Below are 15,617 nucleotides of genomic sequence, written 5' to 3' on the forward strand. Positions count from 1 at the left end.
TAATCGGCTTTTTAGCCTTCTCTAACATTCGGTTTATTTCTATTGCCAGTTGTTAGTTAGAAACCTATTAGTTTATATTCAGCAACTACACAAAATTCGTAAGCAGCATTACACAAATGATGAAACATTATTCTCTAGAATGGATCGAGACTTGGTGCCAAGAAAATGGCTGGACAGAATTATTTGTTGAACGGCGAAATAATTATTGGGCATTTCCTCCAGGCGGAGTAATGCCAGAACCCATTCCATCTCATGTTTTGAGAGGAATTAAAGCTGAAAAAGGATTCACCTTTGAAGAAAGAATTTGGTCAATGTCAGCCGTATTTGGTACGGTTGTAGCTGTCGCAAGCACCTTTATACTCAGATGTCCAATGCCTTTGGTAGTGGCCTTTGCCTTTAACGCTGTAACGGTAGCTCAGTTAGAATTAGAAGATGTTTAAGAGAAATCAAGGGTCAATGGTTGTGAAAGTTGACAATGACTATTGACCAGATTCCTGGGATACTTTGGCAATTTGTTGGGTAAAGTAAGATTCTTCGTGTTTGAGTTGTTGGGCTAGTTGTAGTCCTTGTTGAAAGGCTAAAAGTGCTTGAGGATAGTCTTTTTGCTGTAGGTAAATTTGCCCAATTTGGTCATAGGCTTGCATCAAGCCATAAGAGTTAGAAGTTTTTGCTTGGGTTTCGATGAGAATTTGACTTGTTTGTAATGCTGCGTCGATTTGTCCTTGGGAACGATAGAGGACAATTAACTTTTGTAAAGCTTCCGCAGCTATAACAAATTGCTGTGATTCCCAAGCGGTTGTATAAGCTTGTTGATAGTTATTAAAAGCTTCTTGAATCAAATTAGGATTTTCTTTAGCTAAAGATTCGTAATTACTGGCGATCGCTAATTTTAATTCTGGTATTTTAAGAATATTTTCTGGGTCAGTAGACATTAAGGCTAACTTATTTAATGTCTCGATCGCCTGTTGCGGTTGTTTGCCCTGCTGGTAAATATAAGCCAACTGTTTTAAATATGTTAGCTCACTGGTGCGATCGCCTCCATCCGAAGCTACCGTTAGTAATTCTTGATATGTGGCGGCGGCGTTGGGATAATCAAACCAAGCTAGGTTTAATTCGGCAATTGTTTGCAGGGTAGATAACTCTGCGGTTTTATCTTGTTGCTGGCGTACCGTTGTCAAAATTTGATTGTAAACTGCCAAAGCATTTTTAGGCGATCGCACATTTTGATAAGCTTCACCTAAAGCCTGCAACAATTGTACATTTACGCCTTGTTTAGCAATAGTTTTTGGTGATAAAGCCTGTTTTTGAATTGCTTGCAATCGTTGATTTATATAAAATAACTGCTGACGGTCGTTTTGATTCCATGCGATCGCCCCGACCCTAGATAAAGCTTGAATTTCGGGTATTGTACCCAAATAACGCCGCAAACGGATTTCGCGGTTCCAAATTTCAAAAGCTGTTACCTTATCTCCAGTTTGCAATGTCGCTGCTGCTTCCTGATTTAACTCATCCAAAGCCGCCTTTAGCTTTAGCTGTTCTATTGGAGTTAACGGTTCTTTATTCGCAGAACTCCGCACCAAAGGATCAGGTGTCGTAACTTCTAAAGGACTAGGGGGAAATTTATCTGCTTGGCTAGGGTCTTTCGGTGCAGCTAGTGTGACAGAGTTATTTAATAAGATAGAAAAAATTGCGATCGCACATAAGCGCCTGAGCATAAATACTTTACCTTTTTACTTTTACCTTGTTGTACTAGCTCAATAATGACGACATTTTTCTCAAAATTCTCCAGACGCGAATAGATTTATTGCATGAGGTAACATCAGCATTGACAAATAATTCATAGTTCTGCTTCACAAAATTTCATACTTTAGACTTCAGACTTCATACTTCATTAAAATACTCAAAGAGATTTTTAAACAACGAAAGATAATCTATAAATGACAAGCTCTACAGATATTACTACCCTAGCGCGGTGGATGGCGGCTGATTTTAGCAACCAAGCGCAGGCTTTTGAAAACCCGCCATTTTATGCACATATCCGCGTGTGTATGCGTCCCTTACCTTTAGAAGTGTTATCAGGGGTAAGTTTTTTTGTAGAACAAGCTTATGACTATCTGCTGAATGACCCTTATCGCTTGCGGGTGTTAAAGTTGGTGAACGCAGGCGATCGCATTCAAATAGAAAACTACACTGTTAAACAAGAAGAAAAATTTTACGGTGCATCCCGTGACCTAGAACGTCTCAAAACCGTAACAGCTGATGACTTAGAAAAATTACCAGGCTGTAACATGATTGTTGAGTGGACTGGTAATAGTTTCAAAGGTACTGTAGAACCAGGGAAAGCCTGTATTGTGTTCCGCAAAGGTCAAAGAACTTATTTAGATAGTGAATTTGAAATCGACGGCGAAAAATTCATCAGCCTTGACAGAGGACGCGACCCTGAAACTGATGAACATATCTGGGGTTCCGTCGCCGGGCCATTTTATTTCGTCCGGTGGGCGAGTTTTGCTGATGAAGTTAAGTGCTGAGTGCTGAACGCCGAGTAAATAGGGATATGATTTTTTTGACTTTTAACTTTTAACTTTTGACTTTCTTTAGTATCCCGTTGCGGCTAACTCCAGTGGGTGAAAATAGGGAACTCTTTCCACCGATGTTTCCCAGATACCACTGGGGTACAGTTTCAGCAGGCGAAAACCTGGGGCTTTTTGGTCAATGGCAAAAGTTGGACTATGGGAACGAAACTGAATACAAGTTGAGGGCGTTCCTAAATAGCCGACATTATGGCGCTGGCGTTGAAACTGTTGATGAATATGACCGAATAAAACTAATTTAACTTGTGGGTAGCGATCAATCACTGCAAATAATTCTTCAGGATTTTTAAGATTGCTGCTATCCAGCCATGCAGAATTGACCAAAAAAGGTGGATGATGAAGGGCTATTAGCGTGGGGTTATCACCTAGTTTTGCTAATTCTGAGTCCAGCCAATTGAGAGTGTTAGTTGAGAGATGACCATGTACACAGTCAGGTACAGCCGAGTTTAGTAAGATAAAATTCCAATTACCACGCTGGAAAGACTTGCGCCGGGAAATCATTTTGATGTTGAGAATCTCATTCATGGCGATCGCACAATCATGATTTCCTGGTAGCCAGTAAGTAGGTATTTGTAGTTGACTGACTAAACTTTGCAAATGTTCATAAGAGTCGGAAGTACCATCCCCAGATAAATCTCCCGTTAATAATAGTAAATCAATTTCCGATTTTAGCTCCTTTAATCGCTCCAGCACTACCTTAAAAGACTCAATGGTAGGCATTCCCAGCAGTTGATGACTTTCTGAGGCAAACAGATGTATATCTGTTACCTGAGCAATTGATACGGTAGATACTTGATTCATTCTTCACTGCTCACACTATGCTTGTCTTTGTACCCTGATTGTCATTCCTGGCAAAACACTGAACTTAAAATCAAGTAGCAAAACTAGCTTGATTTTAATTGTCTGCCCTATAGTTAGTGTGGCAACTTACCTCTAAACCTGAAAGCTTTGGCTCAAAAAATATGTTGCCATACTTTAAGTAATTTTTATACTCAAAGCTGTTCATAAAAATACAATTTGAAACAAAATTTTTTTGCATCTATCATCAGATAGAGATTGTATTTTTTGTATTTGACGATACTTATTTGCTTAAGGGGAAATATTGTTAGAACACAATTAAAATCAGCCTTTTATAGGAATCATATTTGATTTTTGAACGAGGGTGATAGGAGATCGTACTTCATGTTCCCCAACGGTAGGGGCGTTCGCTCTTAGCGTTCCCGCAGGGTACGGCCGTTCGCCCCTACTTGGCTTTCTCGCAGGTTACAGCCGGTTGGGGAATACGAAGTGCTTTGCTGGCTAAGCTAGTACAGTGCAGCGTCAATAAACCTACCATTTTAAATAGGTACAAGCCTTGATATACCTACTTTTTGAGTTTTGACTTTTGATTTCCACCTTGCGCTATTACGCATCGCCTACCAATCTCGTTTAAACATTAAATTATGATTCCTCAATGTTGAATATTGAGCGTTCCTGCACTAGCTTTTTTTACATAACTTTTCATATACTACGTTAAGACTATAGATTTGCCGGGTTTTATGAGTGATAGCAAAAAAGTTAGTGAAAATCTGAGTATTGCGGGACAAGTAACTCCTGAAGAATTACAGCAGTTAGCACAAGCAGGTTTTAAATCGGTGCTAAATCTACGTTCCCCTGACGAATCAGGCTTTTTTCATGATGAGCAACAACAAGCAGAAGAAGCGGGACTAGAATACGTCAACGTTCCATTAAAGCCTTCACAAGCAAATCAGGAACTAACAGAGTTAGCAATTGAAAAGATTGAAAACTTACCTAAACCAATTTTGATTCATTGTGCAGCTGGTGCAAGAGCAGGCGGTATCGCCTTAATAGCCAATGCTATTAGTGAGGGTTTAACTTATGAACAAGTCACTCAAAAAGCTAGTGAACTTGGGATTAATTTGGAACAACCACACCTCAAGCAATTTTTACTCGATAAATATATTGCTGATCAAACTGAGAAAGCTTAATTCAACCGAGTCAAACAATTATTGTCTGAGTTACGCCCTCACTAGCCTCTAACGTCAATGAAATGTCCCTCACTCACACGAGAAACGCTACAAAAGTTACATTACTTTGCAAACTCCGGCTTTTTTACCTCAGTACTAACGAAAAAGAATTAAAATAAACGAAGGTAAAACCAGGGAGGTGAACATAACATTATGTCAGTAAAACTTTTACCAGACCTTGGAGATTTAGCCGAAGGACTAGGAATTACCGGTATTGTCGGAGTTTTGCTTGTGCCTGTATTATTGCCACTGGTAGCTGGTGTGGGTAGACCAGTAGCTAAAGCGGTGGTTAAAAAAGGAATTGTGTTCTATGAAAAGAGCAAAGAAGCGATCGCCGAAGTTAGCGAAACCTGGGAAGATATCATTGCCGAAGCTAGGGCCGAAGTTGGTGAAGAACGTATGAAATCCGCTGAACCCAGAGAGACCTAGGCCACAACTCAGCGAACCTTTGCGTTTAAAAATAAACTCTGCTACTAAGACTCCCGCAGAACATATCCCACACCTCGCACTGTCTGAATTAACCGTTTTTGACCTTCGTCTTCGATTTTCAGGCGTAAGTAACGAATATACACTTCAATCACATTCGACTCACCCATAAAATCATAACCCCAGACATTTTCTAATATTTGTTCGCGGGTTAATACTTCACGGGGATGTTCCATTAAAAATTTTAATAACTCAAATTCTTTCATTGTCAAATCAATTACCCGTCCATTGTGGATGGCGCGGCGAGTTGATATATCTAAAACTAAATCCCCAAAGCGTAACTGTTCTGTCGTATCAATATCAGGTTTTAAATAAAGGCGAATTAGCTTTAAAAATTCTTCTGGGCGGTAGGGTTTAAGAATATAATCATCAGCACCCGCTTCTAGACAGGCTACACGGTCATCAACTGTATCTCTAGCCATTAAGACCAGCACAGGAGAACGCATCCCAGCACTTCTGATATTTTTACACAACGAGAGTCCTGATTCTCCTGCCAGCATCCGGTCTAGAACAATTAAAGCAGGTTGGCAATCACGACTGTATTGCAAACCACTGGCTGCATCGTGAGCCAAAATTGCATCATAACCTGCCTCTTGTAAATCAGAAGATAACTGATTTGCAAGGCTTTCATCAGTTTCAATCACCAAAACACAGGGACTGTGAGCAACTGTCATAAATAAGCCAAAGGTTAAAAATCAAAAGTCAAAACAACAGAACTGAGTAATAGTCCTGTTGTGAATGGTAACTTTGTTTTCCAATTCTATTTATAAACTAGCAATTCAGGAAAAAAGCCAAAGAAACAATTTTGACCATTTCCCTGTTGCTTGTTGCCCGTACCCTGTGGCTTTTTCAGAGAAATCAAGGTAACTCTACAGAGGTGGGTTTAGCTATATGCGGTAGACCCCATCCGAGTTTCTCGCGCAAGATGCGGAAAAATTCTGGTGGTTGTAGACGAATAAATCTCACACTGTATTGCGATCGCTCTAAATATACCCGATCTTCTGAGAATACATAACATCCGCCATTACCATCTACCACCATCACCAACCGCGGAATATTTACCGGATAAATATTGACCGTCTCTGTATCAGGAAACACTAAAGCTCTAGAAGCCAAGGAGTGAGGACAAATCGGCACTAACTGTAAAGCCGGGATACCAGGGGTGACTACCGGGCCACCTGCACTAAGTGAATAAGCCGTAGAACCAGTAGGTGTAGACACAATGATGCCATCTGCGGCAATATCTACTGGTGCGTGCCGACCAATAGCAATTTCAAAATGACACATACAGGTTAACGGTTCCCGATGCAGCACCATTTCGTTCAAGCACAATGCTTCCCATAGTACCGCATCCCCGCGCAATACCTTCACAGTCAGCATTGCCCGTTCTTCTATTTCATATTCACCCGCCATTGCTTGTTCAAGGGCTTGGGGCAGTTGATTAAGATATGTTTCTGTCAAAAACCCCATGTGACCAGTATTCACCGTTAACAAGGGAATCCCCAGAGGTGCAACCTGACGAGACGCAGCTAAAACAGTGCCATCTCCCCCAAGTACAACAGCAAACTTTATGTCTGAGTCAAAACCAGGGGGTGTCAAACCGTCAATAGGAGTGTGGCATACAGGGCTTTCTGGATTAGCATAGCCCAATATCCCACCGATGCTACTTGTAACACATACATCCCAACCAGCAGCGGTGAGTTTCTCTTCTAGTTCGATAGCGACACGACTCGCTATCGGTTTTAAATCATTGTAGATAATGCCTGCTTTCGGCACATTCAAATATCCAAACTTTTAGCGATGCTTTGTACTATGTAATCCTTACATATTTTGGCCAACCTAGTCATTAGTCTGTGAGCAAAAGTCAAAAAGAAAGAAGGCAGAATGTATTTATCACTCAGAACTTTCTAATCAGCACTATTGACCATTGACTATTGACTATTGACATTTTTAAACGGCGAACGTTTGTTTTTCTGTTTTTTGGTCTTGTTTTTTTCGTAATTTAGCTCTTTGAGCTTTTTCATAATTCTACTAAAATACTCTTGTAAGTAACTTTCTAGTGTGGTTGTTTCTTTTGGGTCTAAGCCAAAAACTTTGTATACTTCATCCATTGAGGCATTTAATGACTTACCACTGGCTAAAACTTCTGTAAATGCCAGCCTGTCTGCTACATTCCATCCCCACTGAAAGAACCGGACAAACCGGCGCACAGCCCGCAATAAATTTAATGGCATCCGTGTAACTTTGGCATCTTTCCCAGACAAGCGTTCACACAAGCTAATAATTTCTTCTGCACTCCAAGCACGAGTCCCCACTATCGGGAAAGCTTGTTTTTGTGTTTCTGGCACATTCAACGCCCGCACAGCAAATTTAGCAATATCTTGAGTATCCATGTAGGCTATTGGGGATGACTCACCAGTTACCCAAACTGGTTGTGCTTCTAAAATCGGGATGCCATATTGACCGATTAACCCTTGCATGAAGCCAGCTAAACGTAAGATGGTGTAATTCAGTCCAGACTCAGCTAAAAAGACTTCTGTACACCGCTTAATTTCCATCAGTGGGACTTCTGGGTACTTATCGGCATCAATTATCGAAAAGAAGATAAAACGCTCGACATTTGCAGCTTTGGCTGCCTGGATTAATGCTACTTGGCCTTCCCAGTCCACCTGTTTGATAGTTAAAGAATCAGTAGCCCGCGAGGTAGCCGCGTCAATAATTGCGGTTACTCCTTCTAATGCCTGGGGAAGAGTTTCTGGGTAACACAAGTCTCCTAGGACAAGTTCTGCGCCCCACTCTTTGAGAAATGCCGCTTTTTTACTACTCCGAACCAGACAGCGTACTTTATACCCCTCATCGATCGCCCGACGAGCCACTTGTCTGCCCAAGGTGCCAGTGGCACCGACTATTAGTAATGTCATGAGGGTTTGTATTAAATCTTAAAGTTTTATGAAAAGAATCTTAACAGAATTATATCTGTAAACAAAAGTTTACACTTTTCTTAGAAGTTAATTAATACTAGAGAATTGTGAAAACAGCGTTGTCCGTTGTAGCGGACACGCTATTTTGTCAGACTCCAGAGGGATTATTCTTCAGCACCCTGAATTTTCAGCAATAAAGCGCCTAAAGCCCAACCCACGAAGATTAAACCAAAAGACAAAAAAGCTGCGTTGAAAATTTCGCCACCCATTATTATGTTTCTCCTTTGTGAAGGTTTGTAATAATTCTAAAGCCTAAGCTTGAGATTGCATATATTTTGGGCTGTCTGTTGCCATTAAACTTGAAGTTGCTCAACAGCTACTGTTGAATTAAACCTGTGTAAATAATTTTAAACTAGTTTGATGGTTAATCCCTAGGGCTGAGGGATCAAGCGAAGTCCGTACCATATCCAGATAAAGTAGTCCTATGTATCACAGTGAGCAAAACTTAATCGTCAAACCACACAAAGAAAGTCTTCCGCGGTTAGCACTGACTTTGGGAGATCCCGCCGGAATTGGCACAGAAGTAATTTTAAAGGCTTTGGCAGAACCAGAAGTTAGCCAAAATTGTGAAATCACAGTTGTCGGAAATTGGGATTGGCTGGTGCAGACTTACGACGAGTTAAATTTGTCGGGTAATTTAGTAGCATTGGCAAATCCTCACAGCTTAAAAGTTGTGGATGTGCAGTTAAATCAAAATCTTGATGAGATTGTCACAGGTGTTGGTAATGCGGTGAGTGGTGCGGCGAGTTTTGCTTACATGGAATATGCGATCGCCCAAACATTAGCAGGTGAATTTGATGGTATAGTCACAGCGCCCATCGCTAAATCTGCCTGGAAAGCCGCAGGGTATAACTATCCAGGACAAACCGAACTGTTGGCAGAAAAATCAAATGTAGAGCGATATGGAATGTTATTTGTAGCGCGATCGCCTTACACTGGTTGGACACTCCGCACCCTCTTAGCTACGACACATATTCCCCTGCGTCAAGTAGCAGAAGCGCTGACACCCCAGTTATTAACTAAAAAACTAGATTTGTTGGTAGAGTGTTTGCACCAAGATTTTGGCATTAGTAAACCGCGAATTGCGATCGCGGGTTTAAATCCCCACAGTGGCGAACAAGGACAATTAGGGCGTGAAGAATTAGATTGGCTCATTCCCTGGCTTCACCAAGAACAGCAAAAACGCCCTCACTTACAGTTAGAGGGGCCAATTCCGCCCGATACAATGTGGGTGAAACCGGGTCAAGCTTGGTATGGTAATTCATCCATCCAGAATCCAGCCGATGCTTACTTGGCACTTTACCACGACCAAGGCTTGATTCCAGTCAAACTCATGGCCTTTGACCGCGCCGTGAATACTTCCATTGGTTTACCATTTGTCCGCACTTCACCCGACCACGGTACAGCATTTGATATTGCAGGTAAAGGCATTGCTGACTCTACCAGTATGAAAGCCGCCATCCAATTAGCCGCTGAGTTAGCTAGTGCTAGAAAACCGGATGATTTATAAAAAAATATCCTAAATCTTGACTAGCTAGATAAATATACGCTAACATTGACGATTGTGTGGTTAAGGACGTATAGCTCAGTTGGTTAGAGCGCTACGTTGACATCGTAGAGGTCACTGGTTCGAATCCAGTTACGTCCATTTATTGTACAGTGACTAATTATTTGTCGTCGGTGAAAGATTAGTGTCGTTATAACTATTTAATTGTCGTCGGGACAAATTAATGTCGTTTAAGTGCCAGTGACAGATTAATGCCATTTATTTAGAGACTATAGTTATCATGTCAACGTAGCGCTCTCTTTCAACCCTTCCTAACCAAAATTATGATAACCCATCTTGTATCTGGAGGGTTATTGCCACTTAGCTTACTTTCACAGCAATCGTAGAAAGACAAATCGGCTCTTTCAAACCATCCAGTACCTGGAAGGTTATTGCCACCAGGGTAAGGCGTAGTTCCATATTTGCTCAATCTCATCTTTCAACCCACTCAGTACCTGGAAGGTTGTTGCCACTGGCTGGGCTTACTGCTGCTGGCGTATTATCTCTGCGTCTTTCAACCCACCCAGTACCTGGAATGTACAGTGACTAATTATTTGTCACCGCGACAAATAATTAGTCACTGTACATACCTTGACAAAATTCATCTACCCAAGAAGCTATACTCCGGGCATTAGTACTAGGGAAAGGTTGAGCTTTATTAGGTGGGTTTTGGGGTGGCGATTTTTCTGCTGATTTGCCATTTGCAGACACTTCAGTATTCACAGTCAAAGATGGTGAGGTTTTTACTTGACTTACTACTGTTGTCTGGCGAGAAACCATAACACTTGTGGGCATTAATTTACGATGATTGGGGAGTTCCACTGCTAACGCGATAGTTTTACCGTTGCTGGGAACTGTTGTAGCCCAGGCTAAAGATGATATGGGTTGGTTTTGGGGTGATTTACTAGAAGATTTGAGAGTTACTTTAGTAGCAAATGCAAAGGCTGGTAAAGGTTTGTGTGCCTGTGGCAAATCTGAGGCGATGTTTTCGGGGTGTTGGATTGTCGCTGGAGATTGCGAAATGATATCGTTAGCAGTAGCGAGCGATCGCACTGGTTTTTCCTCAAGAGATGTTTGCTCCGTAAACTCGCTCTGACTCTGGTTTATAGCAACAGCATCATCTAAGTTGGTCAAACGTAACTCTTCATCGGGATTGAAGTTCAATCCCAAAGCTGTAACTATGTCATCAGGATTATTATTCAGATCCATCATAAAACTCAGCATTTGCTCAAACTCTGGCTCTAAAACCGATAAAGTTGCCAACATAAAGCCAGATGATGGTCGTCGCAGGCCATTATAATTTCCCCACACTCGCATTTTTACTAGCCAGGGGCGATTTTGTTTATAGTAACCCAGCCACTTCATTTTCAATGATTGACGTAGCTGCTGAATATTCATCGGATGCCTCTCTTGAGTCAAAAATAGTGCAGACCTGGTTGTTTTAAATAAAAAGAACTCAGAACTTAGAAGCAAGAATTCAAAATAATGACTATGCTTGCTTAATTCTGGATTGATGAAATTTTTATCGCTGTTTTAGGGCGGAGTGAAAACAGAAATTTTTCTTTTATCAGGAGTAATTCTGAATTGAGAATTTAGACTCCTTTATTCTGAATTTATTCCTGGGGATCAAACCGATAATAAAGCATCTGTTTGACTCTTTCACCACATCGTAAATGTTGTTCTACCAATAGAGGTATTTCATGGGGTTGAACACCGCTATACCAGACCATATCAGGTAGAACCAGCACCATTGGCCCGTTACCGCATTGTCCTAAACAGCTACTTGCTGTTACAGTCACATCTGGAACTGGTAAATTTGTCAACGCTGCTAAAACCTTAGCCGCGCCTTGCTTTTTACAGGTGCGATTTTGGCACACCCGCACACATCTGTGGGTAGATATTTGGCTAGTGGCTACTAAGTTAGATGGTTGAGTTATGTTTGTCATTTGTCCTTTGTCCTTTGTCAATGGTCATTTGACCATTGACTATTAACCATTGACTAATTTACTGATAACCCTTTAGAGGCCAGCCAATCACTATTAAATATGCGTGATTGATAGCGGGAACCACTATCACAGAGGATAGTAACAATCGTATGTCCAGGGCCTAATTGTTTTGCCAAAGCAACCGCCGCAGCCACATTAATACCTGTCGAGCCACCCATAAAGAGGCCATCTTTCCGTAGCAATTGGTAAACGACGCGCAAAGCTTCTGTGTCATCTATTTGGATGGCATCATCAGCAGGTGCGCCTTCCATATTTGCTGTAATTCGACTGTTCCCAATGCCTTCAGTAATAGAATTCCCTTCTAGATGGATTTCACCAGTTTTGATATAGCTATAAAGTCCACTACCTAAAGGATCGGCAACAACACATTTAACCGCCGGATTTTTTGATTTCAGGTACAACGCCACACCAGCAAAGGTTCCACCTGTACCAGTTGCCGCTACCCATCCGTCTATTTTACCATCTGTCTGTGTCCAAATTTCTGGTCCTGTAGTTTCGTAGTGAGCATGGCGATTAGCTAAATTATCAAATTGATTTGCCCAAATGGCATTATCTAACTCAGCGGCGACTCTACCAGATAACTTGACGTAGTTATTGGGGTCTTTATAGGGGACGGCGGGGACAGGACGAACTTCCGCGCCTAATGCGGTCAGTGCATCGATTTTTTCTTGGGACTGGGTATTCGGAATGATGATTAGGCATTTGTAGCCTTTGGCGTTACAAATATGCGCCAGTCCAATACCCGTGTTACCAGCGGTTCCCTCTACTACAGTACCACCGGGTTTGAGTAAACCTTTTGCTTCCGCATCTTCAATGATATATAGTGCTGCGCGGTCTTTGACAGAACCACCAGGGTTGAGATACTCTGCCTTAGCTAGAATTTCGCATCCTGTTTCTTCACTAAAACTGTTTAAACGAATTAAAGGTGTATTACCCACTGCGCCAATGAAACCGTTTTTGATGTCCATTTTCAATCTGCTTGAATTCTTCCCTATAAAAATTTTGGCTTATGGCGGTTGTAGAATTTACGGCTTCTATATGGATTTTCTAGTCAAACAATAGAAAAATTCAATTGTGATGCAATAATTACTACCAAATCTTACTTAAATTCAACACAAACCTAGGTAATACAGGTTCACCACTGACAGTTGCAGGATTTTGTAAAATTTTTACAGGTACGCCAGAACAATAAATATAGACCCGGTGATGCTTGCGGTCAATTAGCTAGCCTTTTATATTGAAACACTTAAGTAAAAAAATACTCCTAAATAAAAAGTAAGAATAAGGGCATCATTCTTGTTATTAGCAAAAATTTCTGGAATGACAAGAGATTTTATGGAAGATAACTTTTAACTTGAGTTGAATAAGCCATTGCGCTCAAAGCCGTAATATTACTGGAGTTTATAAAGTTTATTGTAAGTTAACATACACAGTGACTAACTTTTGAATGTCGATATCATTTCTTTGTTCTCAACGGAGTAAATACTGATGAAATCTGAAGAAGATCGCCGTCAAGAACTAGAACAGCGAGAACGTATACTGCGCGAAAGGGAAGTTGAATTACGACTTCGAGAAATAGAAACTGACATTCACGGTTTTCAAGCACCTTTTCATCAAACTGTGAAGCATCAGCCAGAAGATTCTCAAAAACCTTGGGTAAAAAAAGCTATCCTCGCGGGAAAGTTGTTTGCTTTGGGTGTTGTGGTACTAGTTGCAGCCAAAATAGCCTCAGCCGTTGCTGGTGTAATTATTGTTGCAGCACTTGTATGGATGTCTTACAAACTATTTTTTGAATCTCCAAAAAAGAATTCTTAATTAGAGTATTATTATCATGAGTAATCAAGTATTAACTGACCAATTTCTCAAAGATTTAGAGCGAGTTGCTCAAGTCAGGTCTGATATTTCAATATATTTGAATAATCTGGCTGAAACAATTACAAAAGCAGAGTTGGCGGGAGACTCTTCATCAGGAAAGTTGAGTTTAGAACGCAATATTGAAGATATTGCATTAGCTAGTAAAAATCTGCGTCAAGGTGTGTTTCGCCTTTTAGTATTAGGCGATATGAAGCGCGGTAAAAGTACATTTTTGAATGCTTTGATTGGGGAAAACCTTTTACCGAGTGATGTTAATCCTTGTACCGCAGTATTAACAATTTTACGTTACGGCCCCGAAAAGAGAGTTACCATTCATTTTAATGATGGGAAAAGCCCACAGCAGCTAGATTTTCAGAGTTTTAAATATAAATATACTATTGATCCGGCAGAAGCCAAAAAATTAGAGCAAGAGAAAAAACCAGCATTTCCTGATGTTGATTATGCTGTTGTGGAGTATCCTTTAGCATTACTCGAAAAGGGAATTGAAATTGTTGATAGTCCTGGATTGAATGATACCGAAGCACGCAATGAATTATCTTTAGGTTATGTGAATAACTGTCATGCAATTTTATTTGTCATGAGAGCTTCCCAGCCTTGTACTTTAGGAGAGCGACGCTATTTAGAAAATTATATTAAAGGTCGAGGTTTATCAGTTTTCTTCTTAATTAATGCGTGGGATCAGGTAAAAGAATCATTGATTGATCCCGATGATACAGCAGAACTAAAAGCAGCAGAAGATAGGCTCAGACAAGTATTTAAAGCCAATTTAGTTGATTATTGTTATGTAGACGGTCAAGATATTTATGATGAGCGAGTGTTTGAAGTTTCTTCCATCCAAGCATTGAGAAGGCGGTTGAAGAATCCCCAGGCTGATTTGAGTGGGACTGGCTTTCCAGAGTTTATGGGTGCTATTAATACTTTTCTTACCAGAGAAAGGGCGATCGCAGAACTCCGTCAAGTAAGAACTTTAGCCAGACAAGCCTGTAACCATACCCAAGAAGCCATCGCTAGACGCATACCTTTACTCGACCAAGATGTAGACGAACTCAAGAAACGCATTGAGTCAGTAGAACCAGAGTTTAACAAACTCACTGGTATCCGCGATCAATTCCAAAAAGAAATCATTAACACCAGAGATACACAAGCGCGAACCATATCAGAATCATTTCGCAGCTATGTTTTAAACTTAGGTAATACATTTGAAACTGATTTCTTGCGCTATCAACCAGAGCTAAATCTGTTAGATTTTCTTAGTAATGGTAAACGTGAGGCCTTTAATACCGCACTACAAAAAGCCTTTGAACAATATATTACCGATAAATCTGCGGCTTGGACTTTAACTGCTGAAAAAGATATTGATGCAGCATTTAAAAAGCTATCTCGCAGTGCGGCACAATATGGGGCATCATACAACAAAATCACTGACGAAATTACCGAAAAACTCACAGGACAAAAAGTTAATCTTAATGCTCATACTTCCCCAGAAGATGATAAATCTCCAGGTTGGGCAAAATGGGCAATGGGATTATTATCTTTAACTAAAGGTAATTTAGCGGGAGTAGCATTAGCTGGCGCAGGATTTGATTGGAAAAATATCCTGCTGAATTACTTTACTGTAATTGGAATCGGCGGCGTAATCACAGCAGTTACAGGCGTTCTACTTGGGCCAATTGGTTTTGCATTCCTCGGCTTAGGTGTAGGCTTTTTGCAAGCAGATCAAGCACGTAAAGAGTTAGTTAAAACTGCCAAAAAAGAGTTAGTTAGATACTTACCACAAGTTGCTCATGAACAATCACAAACTGTATACAATGCAGTTAAAGAGTGTTTTGACTCTTACGAAAAAGAAGTGAGTCAACGCATTAACGATGATATTACTTCTCGTAAATCTGAATTAGATAATTTAGTCAAGCAGAAACAAACACGAGAAATTAATCGAGAAACTGAGTTAAAGCGTTTAAAAACCTTGCAAGAAGATGTAATATCTCAATTGCAAAAAATAGAGGCTTCTTATAGTAATCTACTCACTTACTATAGTTAAGTTAGATAATTAGACCACAGATTGATGTATCTGTGGTTTAATTATGATCCTAAATTATTAAAAAACC

16 protein-coding genes and 1 tRNA gene are annotated in these 15,617 nt (G+C 40.5%); 8 read left to right on the forward strand and 9 right to left on the reverse strand.

Features of this window, described 5'->3' with window-relative positions; genetic code table 11:
- Positions 1 to 116 precede the first annotated feature (116 nt).
- A complete protein-coding gene (locus tag IQ244_RS04345) occupies positions 117 to 440 on the forward strand; it encodes a hypothetical protein (protein WP_193890186.1) in 324 nt (107 codons plus the stop codon).
- Between the two features lie 39 nt (positions 441 to 479).
- Here IQ244_RS04345 and IQ244_RS04350 read toward each other — a convergent pair whose 3' ends face one another.
- Positions 480 to 1,715, reverse strand: coding sequence for a tetratricopeptide repeat protein (locus IQ244_RS04350; protein ID WP_193890188.1), 1,236 nt, complete (start codon positions 1,713 to 1,715; stop codon positions 480 to 482).
- 222 nt (positions 1,716 to 1,937) lie between these two features.
- On the opposite strand from IQ244_RS04350, the gene IQ244_RS04355 reads away from it, so the two are divergent.
- A complete protein-coding gene (locus tag IQ244_RS04355; RefSeq protein ID WP_193890190.1) occupies positions 1,938 to 2,528 on the forward strand; it encodes a chromophore lyase CpcT/CpeT in 591 nt (196 codons plus the stop codon).
- Positions 2,529 to 2,594: 66 nt separating this feature from the next.
- Here the strand turns inward: IQ244_RS04355 and cpdA are convergent, their stop codons facing one another.
- On the reverse strand, positions 2,595 to 3,392 hold the full coding sequence (gene cpdA, locus IQ244_RS04360) for a 3',5'-cyclic-AMP phosphodiesterase (RefSeq protein ID WP_193890193.1): 798 nt from the start codon (positions 3,390 to 3,392) through the stop codon (positions 2,595 to 2,597).
- A 737-nt stretch (positions 3,393 to 4,129) separates the two neighbouring features.
- Between cpdA and IQ244_RS04365 the strand changes: the two genes are divergently transcribed.
- Together IQ244_RS04365 and IQ244_RS04370 are read left to right on the forward strand one after the other, a co-directional pair.
- Entirely contained in the window at positions 4,130 to 4,579 is a 450-nt protein-coding gene (locus IQ244_RS04365) for a beta-lactamase hydrolase domain-containing protein (RefSeq protein ID WP_193890195.1), read from the forward strand.
- 192 nt (positions 4,580 to 4,771) lie between these two features.
- Positions 4,772 to 5,047 carry a DUF5132 domain-containing protein gene (locus tag IQ244_RS04370; protein WP_193890197.1) on the forward strand — a complete coding sequence of 92 codons (276 nt, stop codon included), beginning with the start codon at positions 4,772 to 4,774 and terminating at the stop codon, positions 5,045 to 5,047.
- A 44-nt stretch (positions 5,048 to 5,091) separates the two neighbouring features.
- Here IQ244_RS04370 and nblR read toward each other — a convergent pair whose 3' ends face one another.
- The 4 genes from nblR to IQ244_RS04390 all read right to left on the reverse strand — a co-directional run bounded on the left by nblR (position 5,092) and on the right by IQ244_RS04390 (position 8,294).
- Entirely contained in the window at positions 5,092 to 5,778 is a 687-nt protein-coding gene (gene nblR / locus IQ244_RS04375) for a response regulator transcription factor NblR (protein ID WP_193890199.1), read from the reverse strand.
- A gap of 184 nt (positions 5,779 to 5,962) precedes the next feature.
- On the reverse strand, positions 5,963 to 6,880 hold the full coding sequence (locus tag IQ244_RS04380) for an NAD(+) kinase (protein ID WP_193890201.1): 918 nt from the start codon (positions 6,878 to 6,880) through the stop codon (positions 5,963 to 5,965).
- Positions 6,881 to 7,035: 155 nt separating this feature from the next.
- Positions 7,036 to 8,025 (reverse strand): SDR family oxidoreductase, encoded by a 990-nt coding sequence (locus IQ244_RS04385; RefSeq protein WP_193890203.1) that lies wholly within the window; start codon positions 8,023 to 8,025, stop codon positions 7,036 to 7,038.
- A 164-nt stretch (positions 8,026 to 8,189) separates the two neighbouring features.
- On the reverse strand, positions 8,190 to 8,294 hold the full coding sequence (locus IQ244_RS04390; protein ID WP_193890205.1) for a PetM family cytochrome b6-f complex subunit 7: 105 nt from the start codon (positions 8,292 to 8,294) through the stop codon (positions 8,190 to 8,192).
- A 215-nt stretch (positions 8,295 to 8,509) separates the two neighbouring features.
- Between IQ244_RS04390 and pdxA the strand changes: the two genes are divergently transcribed.
- The gene (pdxA, locus tag IQ244_RS04395; RefSeq protein ID WP_193890207.1) at positions 8,510 to 9,595 is read left to right on the forward strand and encodes a 4-hydroxythreonine-4-phosphate dehydrogenase PdxA; all 1,086 of its coding nucleotides are present in this window, start codon (positions 8,510 to 8,512) and stop codon (positions 9,593 to 9,595) included.
- Positions 9,596 to 9,659: 64 nt separating this feature from the next.
- Positions 9,660 to 9,733: transfer RNA gene (locus IQ244_RS04400), tRNA-Val, on the forward strand.
- Between the two features lie 471 nt (positions 9,734 to 10,204).
- On the opposite strand, the gene IQ244_RS04405 is transcribed toward IQ244_RS04400, so the two are convergent.
- From IQ244_RS04405 to IQ244_RS04415, 3 genes are all read right to left on the reverse strand, one after another.
- Positions 10,205 to 11,029 (reverse strand): DUF5331 domain-containing protein, encoded by an 825-nt coding sequence (locus tag IQ244_RS04405; protein WP_193890209.1) that lies wholly within the window; start codon positions 11,027 to 11,029, stop codon positions 10,205 to 10,207.
- A 215-nt stretch (positions 11,030 to 11,244) separates the two neighbouring features.
- A complete protein-coding gene (locus IQ244_RS04410) occupies positions 11,245 to 11,577 on the reverse strand; it encodes a (2Fe-2S) ferredoxin domain-containing protein (RefSeq protein WP_193890211.1) in 333 nt (110 codons plus the stop codon).
- Between the two features lie 53 nt (positions 11,578 to 11,630).
- Positions 11,631 to 12,605, reverse strand: coding sequence for a cysteine synthase A (locus tag IQ244_RS04415; RefSeq protein WP_193890213.1), 975 nt, complete (start codon positions 12,603 to 12,605; stop codon positions 11,631 to 11,633).
- A 520-nt stretch (positions 12,606 to 13,125) separates the two neighbouring features.
- Between IQ244_RS04415 and IQ244_RS04420 the strand changes: the two genes are divergently transcribed.
- Positions 13,126 to 13,452, forward strand: a complete 327-nt coding sequence (locus IQ244_RS04420; RefSeq protein WP_193890215.1) for a DUF3040 domain-containing protein — start codon at positions 13,126 to 13,128, stop codon at positions 13,450 to 13,452.
- 16 nt (positions 13,453 to 13,468) lie between these two features.
- The gene (locus IQ244_RS04425; RefSeq protein ID WP_193890217.1) at positions 13,469 to 15,550 is read left to right on the forward strand and encodes a dynamin family protein; all 2,082 of its coding nucleotides are present in this window, start codon (positions 13,469 to 13,471) and stop codon (positions 15,548 to 15,550) included.
- Positions 15,551 to 15,617: the final 67 nt, after the last annotated feature.

The sequence above is a fragment of the Nostoc sp. LEGE 06077 genome (assembly GCF_015207705.1).
Classification (GTDB): Bacteria; Cyanobacteriota; Cyanobacteriia; order Cyanobacteriales; family Nostocaceae; genus Nostoc_B.

Excerpts from the sequence above, each read along its gene's own strand:
- IQ244_RS04415 (WP_193890213.1), bottom strand. The coding sequence starts at position 12,605 with ATGGACATCAAAAACGGTTTCATTGGCGCAGTGGGTAATACACCTTTA.
- IQ244_RS04420 (WP_193890215.1), top strand. The coding sequence starts at position 13,126 with ATGAAATCTGAAGAAGATCGCCGTCAAGAACTAGAACAGCGAGAACGT.
- pdxA (WP_193890207.1), top strand. The coding sequence starts at position 8,510 with ATGTATCACAGTGAGCAAAACTTAATCGTCAAACCACACAAAGAAAGT.
- IQ244_RS04350 (WP_193890188.1), bottom strand. The coding sequence starts at position 1,715 with ATGCTCAGGCGCTTATGTGCGATCGCAATTTTTTCTATCTTATTAAAT.
- IQ244_RS04425 (WP_193890217.1), top strand. The coding sequence starts at position 13,469 with ATGAGTAATCAAGTATTAACTGACCAATTTCTCAAAGATTTAGAGCGA.
- IQ244_RS04370 (WP_193890197.1), top strand. The coding sequence starts at position 4,772 with ATGTCAGTAAAACTTTTACCAGACCTTGGAGATTTAGCCGAAGGACTA.
- IQ244_RS04405 (WP_193890209.1), bottom strand. The coding sequence starts at position 11,029 with ATGAATATTCAGCAGCTACGTCAATCATTGAAAATGAAGTGGCTGGGT.
- IQ244_RS04390 (WP_193890205.1), bottom strand. The coding sequence starts at position 8,294 with ATGGGTGGCGAAATTTTCAACGCAGCTTTTTTGTCTTTTGGTTTAATC.
- cpdA (WP_193890193.1), bottom strand. The coding sequence starts at position 3,392 with ATGAATCAAGTATCTACCGTATCAATTGCTCAGGTAACAGATATACAT.
- IQ244_RS04355 (WP_193890190.1), top strand. The coding sequence starts at position 1,938 with ATGACAAGCTCTACAGATATTACTACCCTAGCGCGGTGGATGGCGGCT.
- nblR (WP_193890199.1), bottom strand. The coding sequence starts at position 5,778 with ATGACAGTTGCTCACAGTCCCTGTGTTTTGGTGATTGAAACTGATGAA.
- IQ244_RS04410 (WP_193890211.1), bottom strand. The coding sequence starts at position 11,577 with ATGACAAACATAACTCAACCATCTAACTTAGTAGCCACTAGCCAAATA.
- IQ244_RS04365 (WP_193890195.1), top strand. The coding sequence starts at position 4,130 with ATGAGTGATAGCAAAAAAGTTAGTGAAAATCTGAGTATTGCGGGACAA.
- IQ244_RS04345 (WP_193890186.1), top strand. The coding sequence starts at position 117 with ATGATGAAACATTATTCTCTAGAATGGATCGAGACTTGGTGCCAAGAA.
- IQ244_RS04385 (WP_193890203.1), bottom strand. The coding sequence starts at position 8,025 with ATGACATTACTAATAGTCGGTGCCACTGGCACCTTGGGCAGACAAGTG.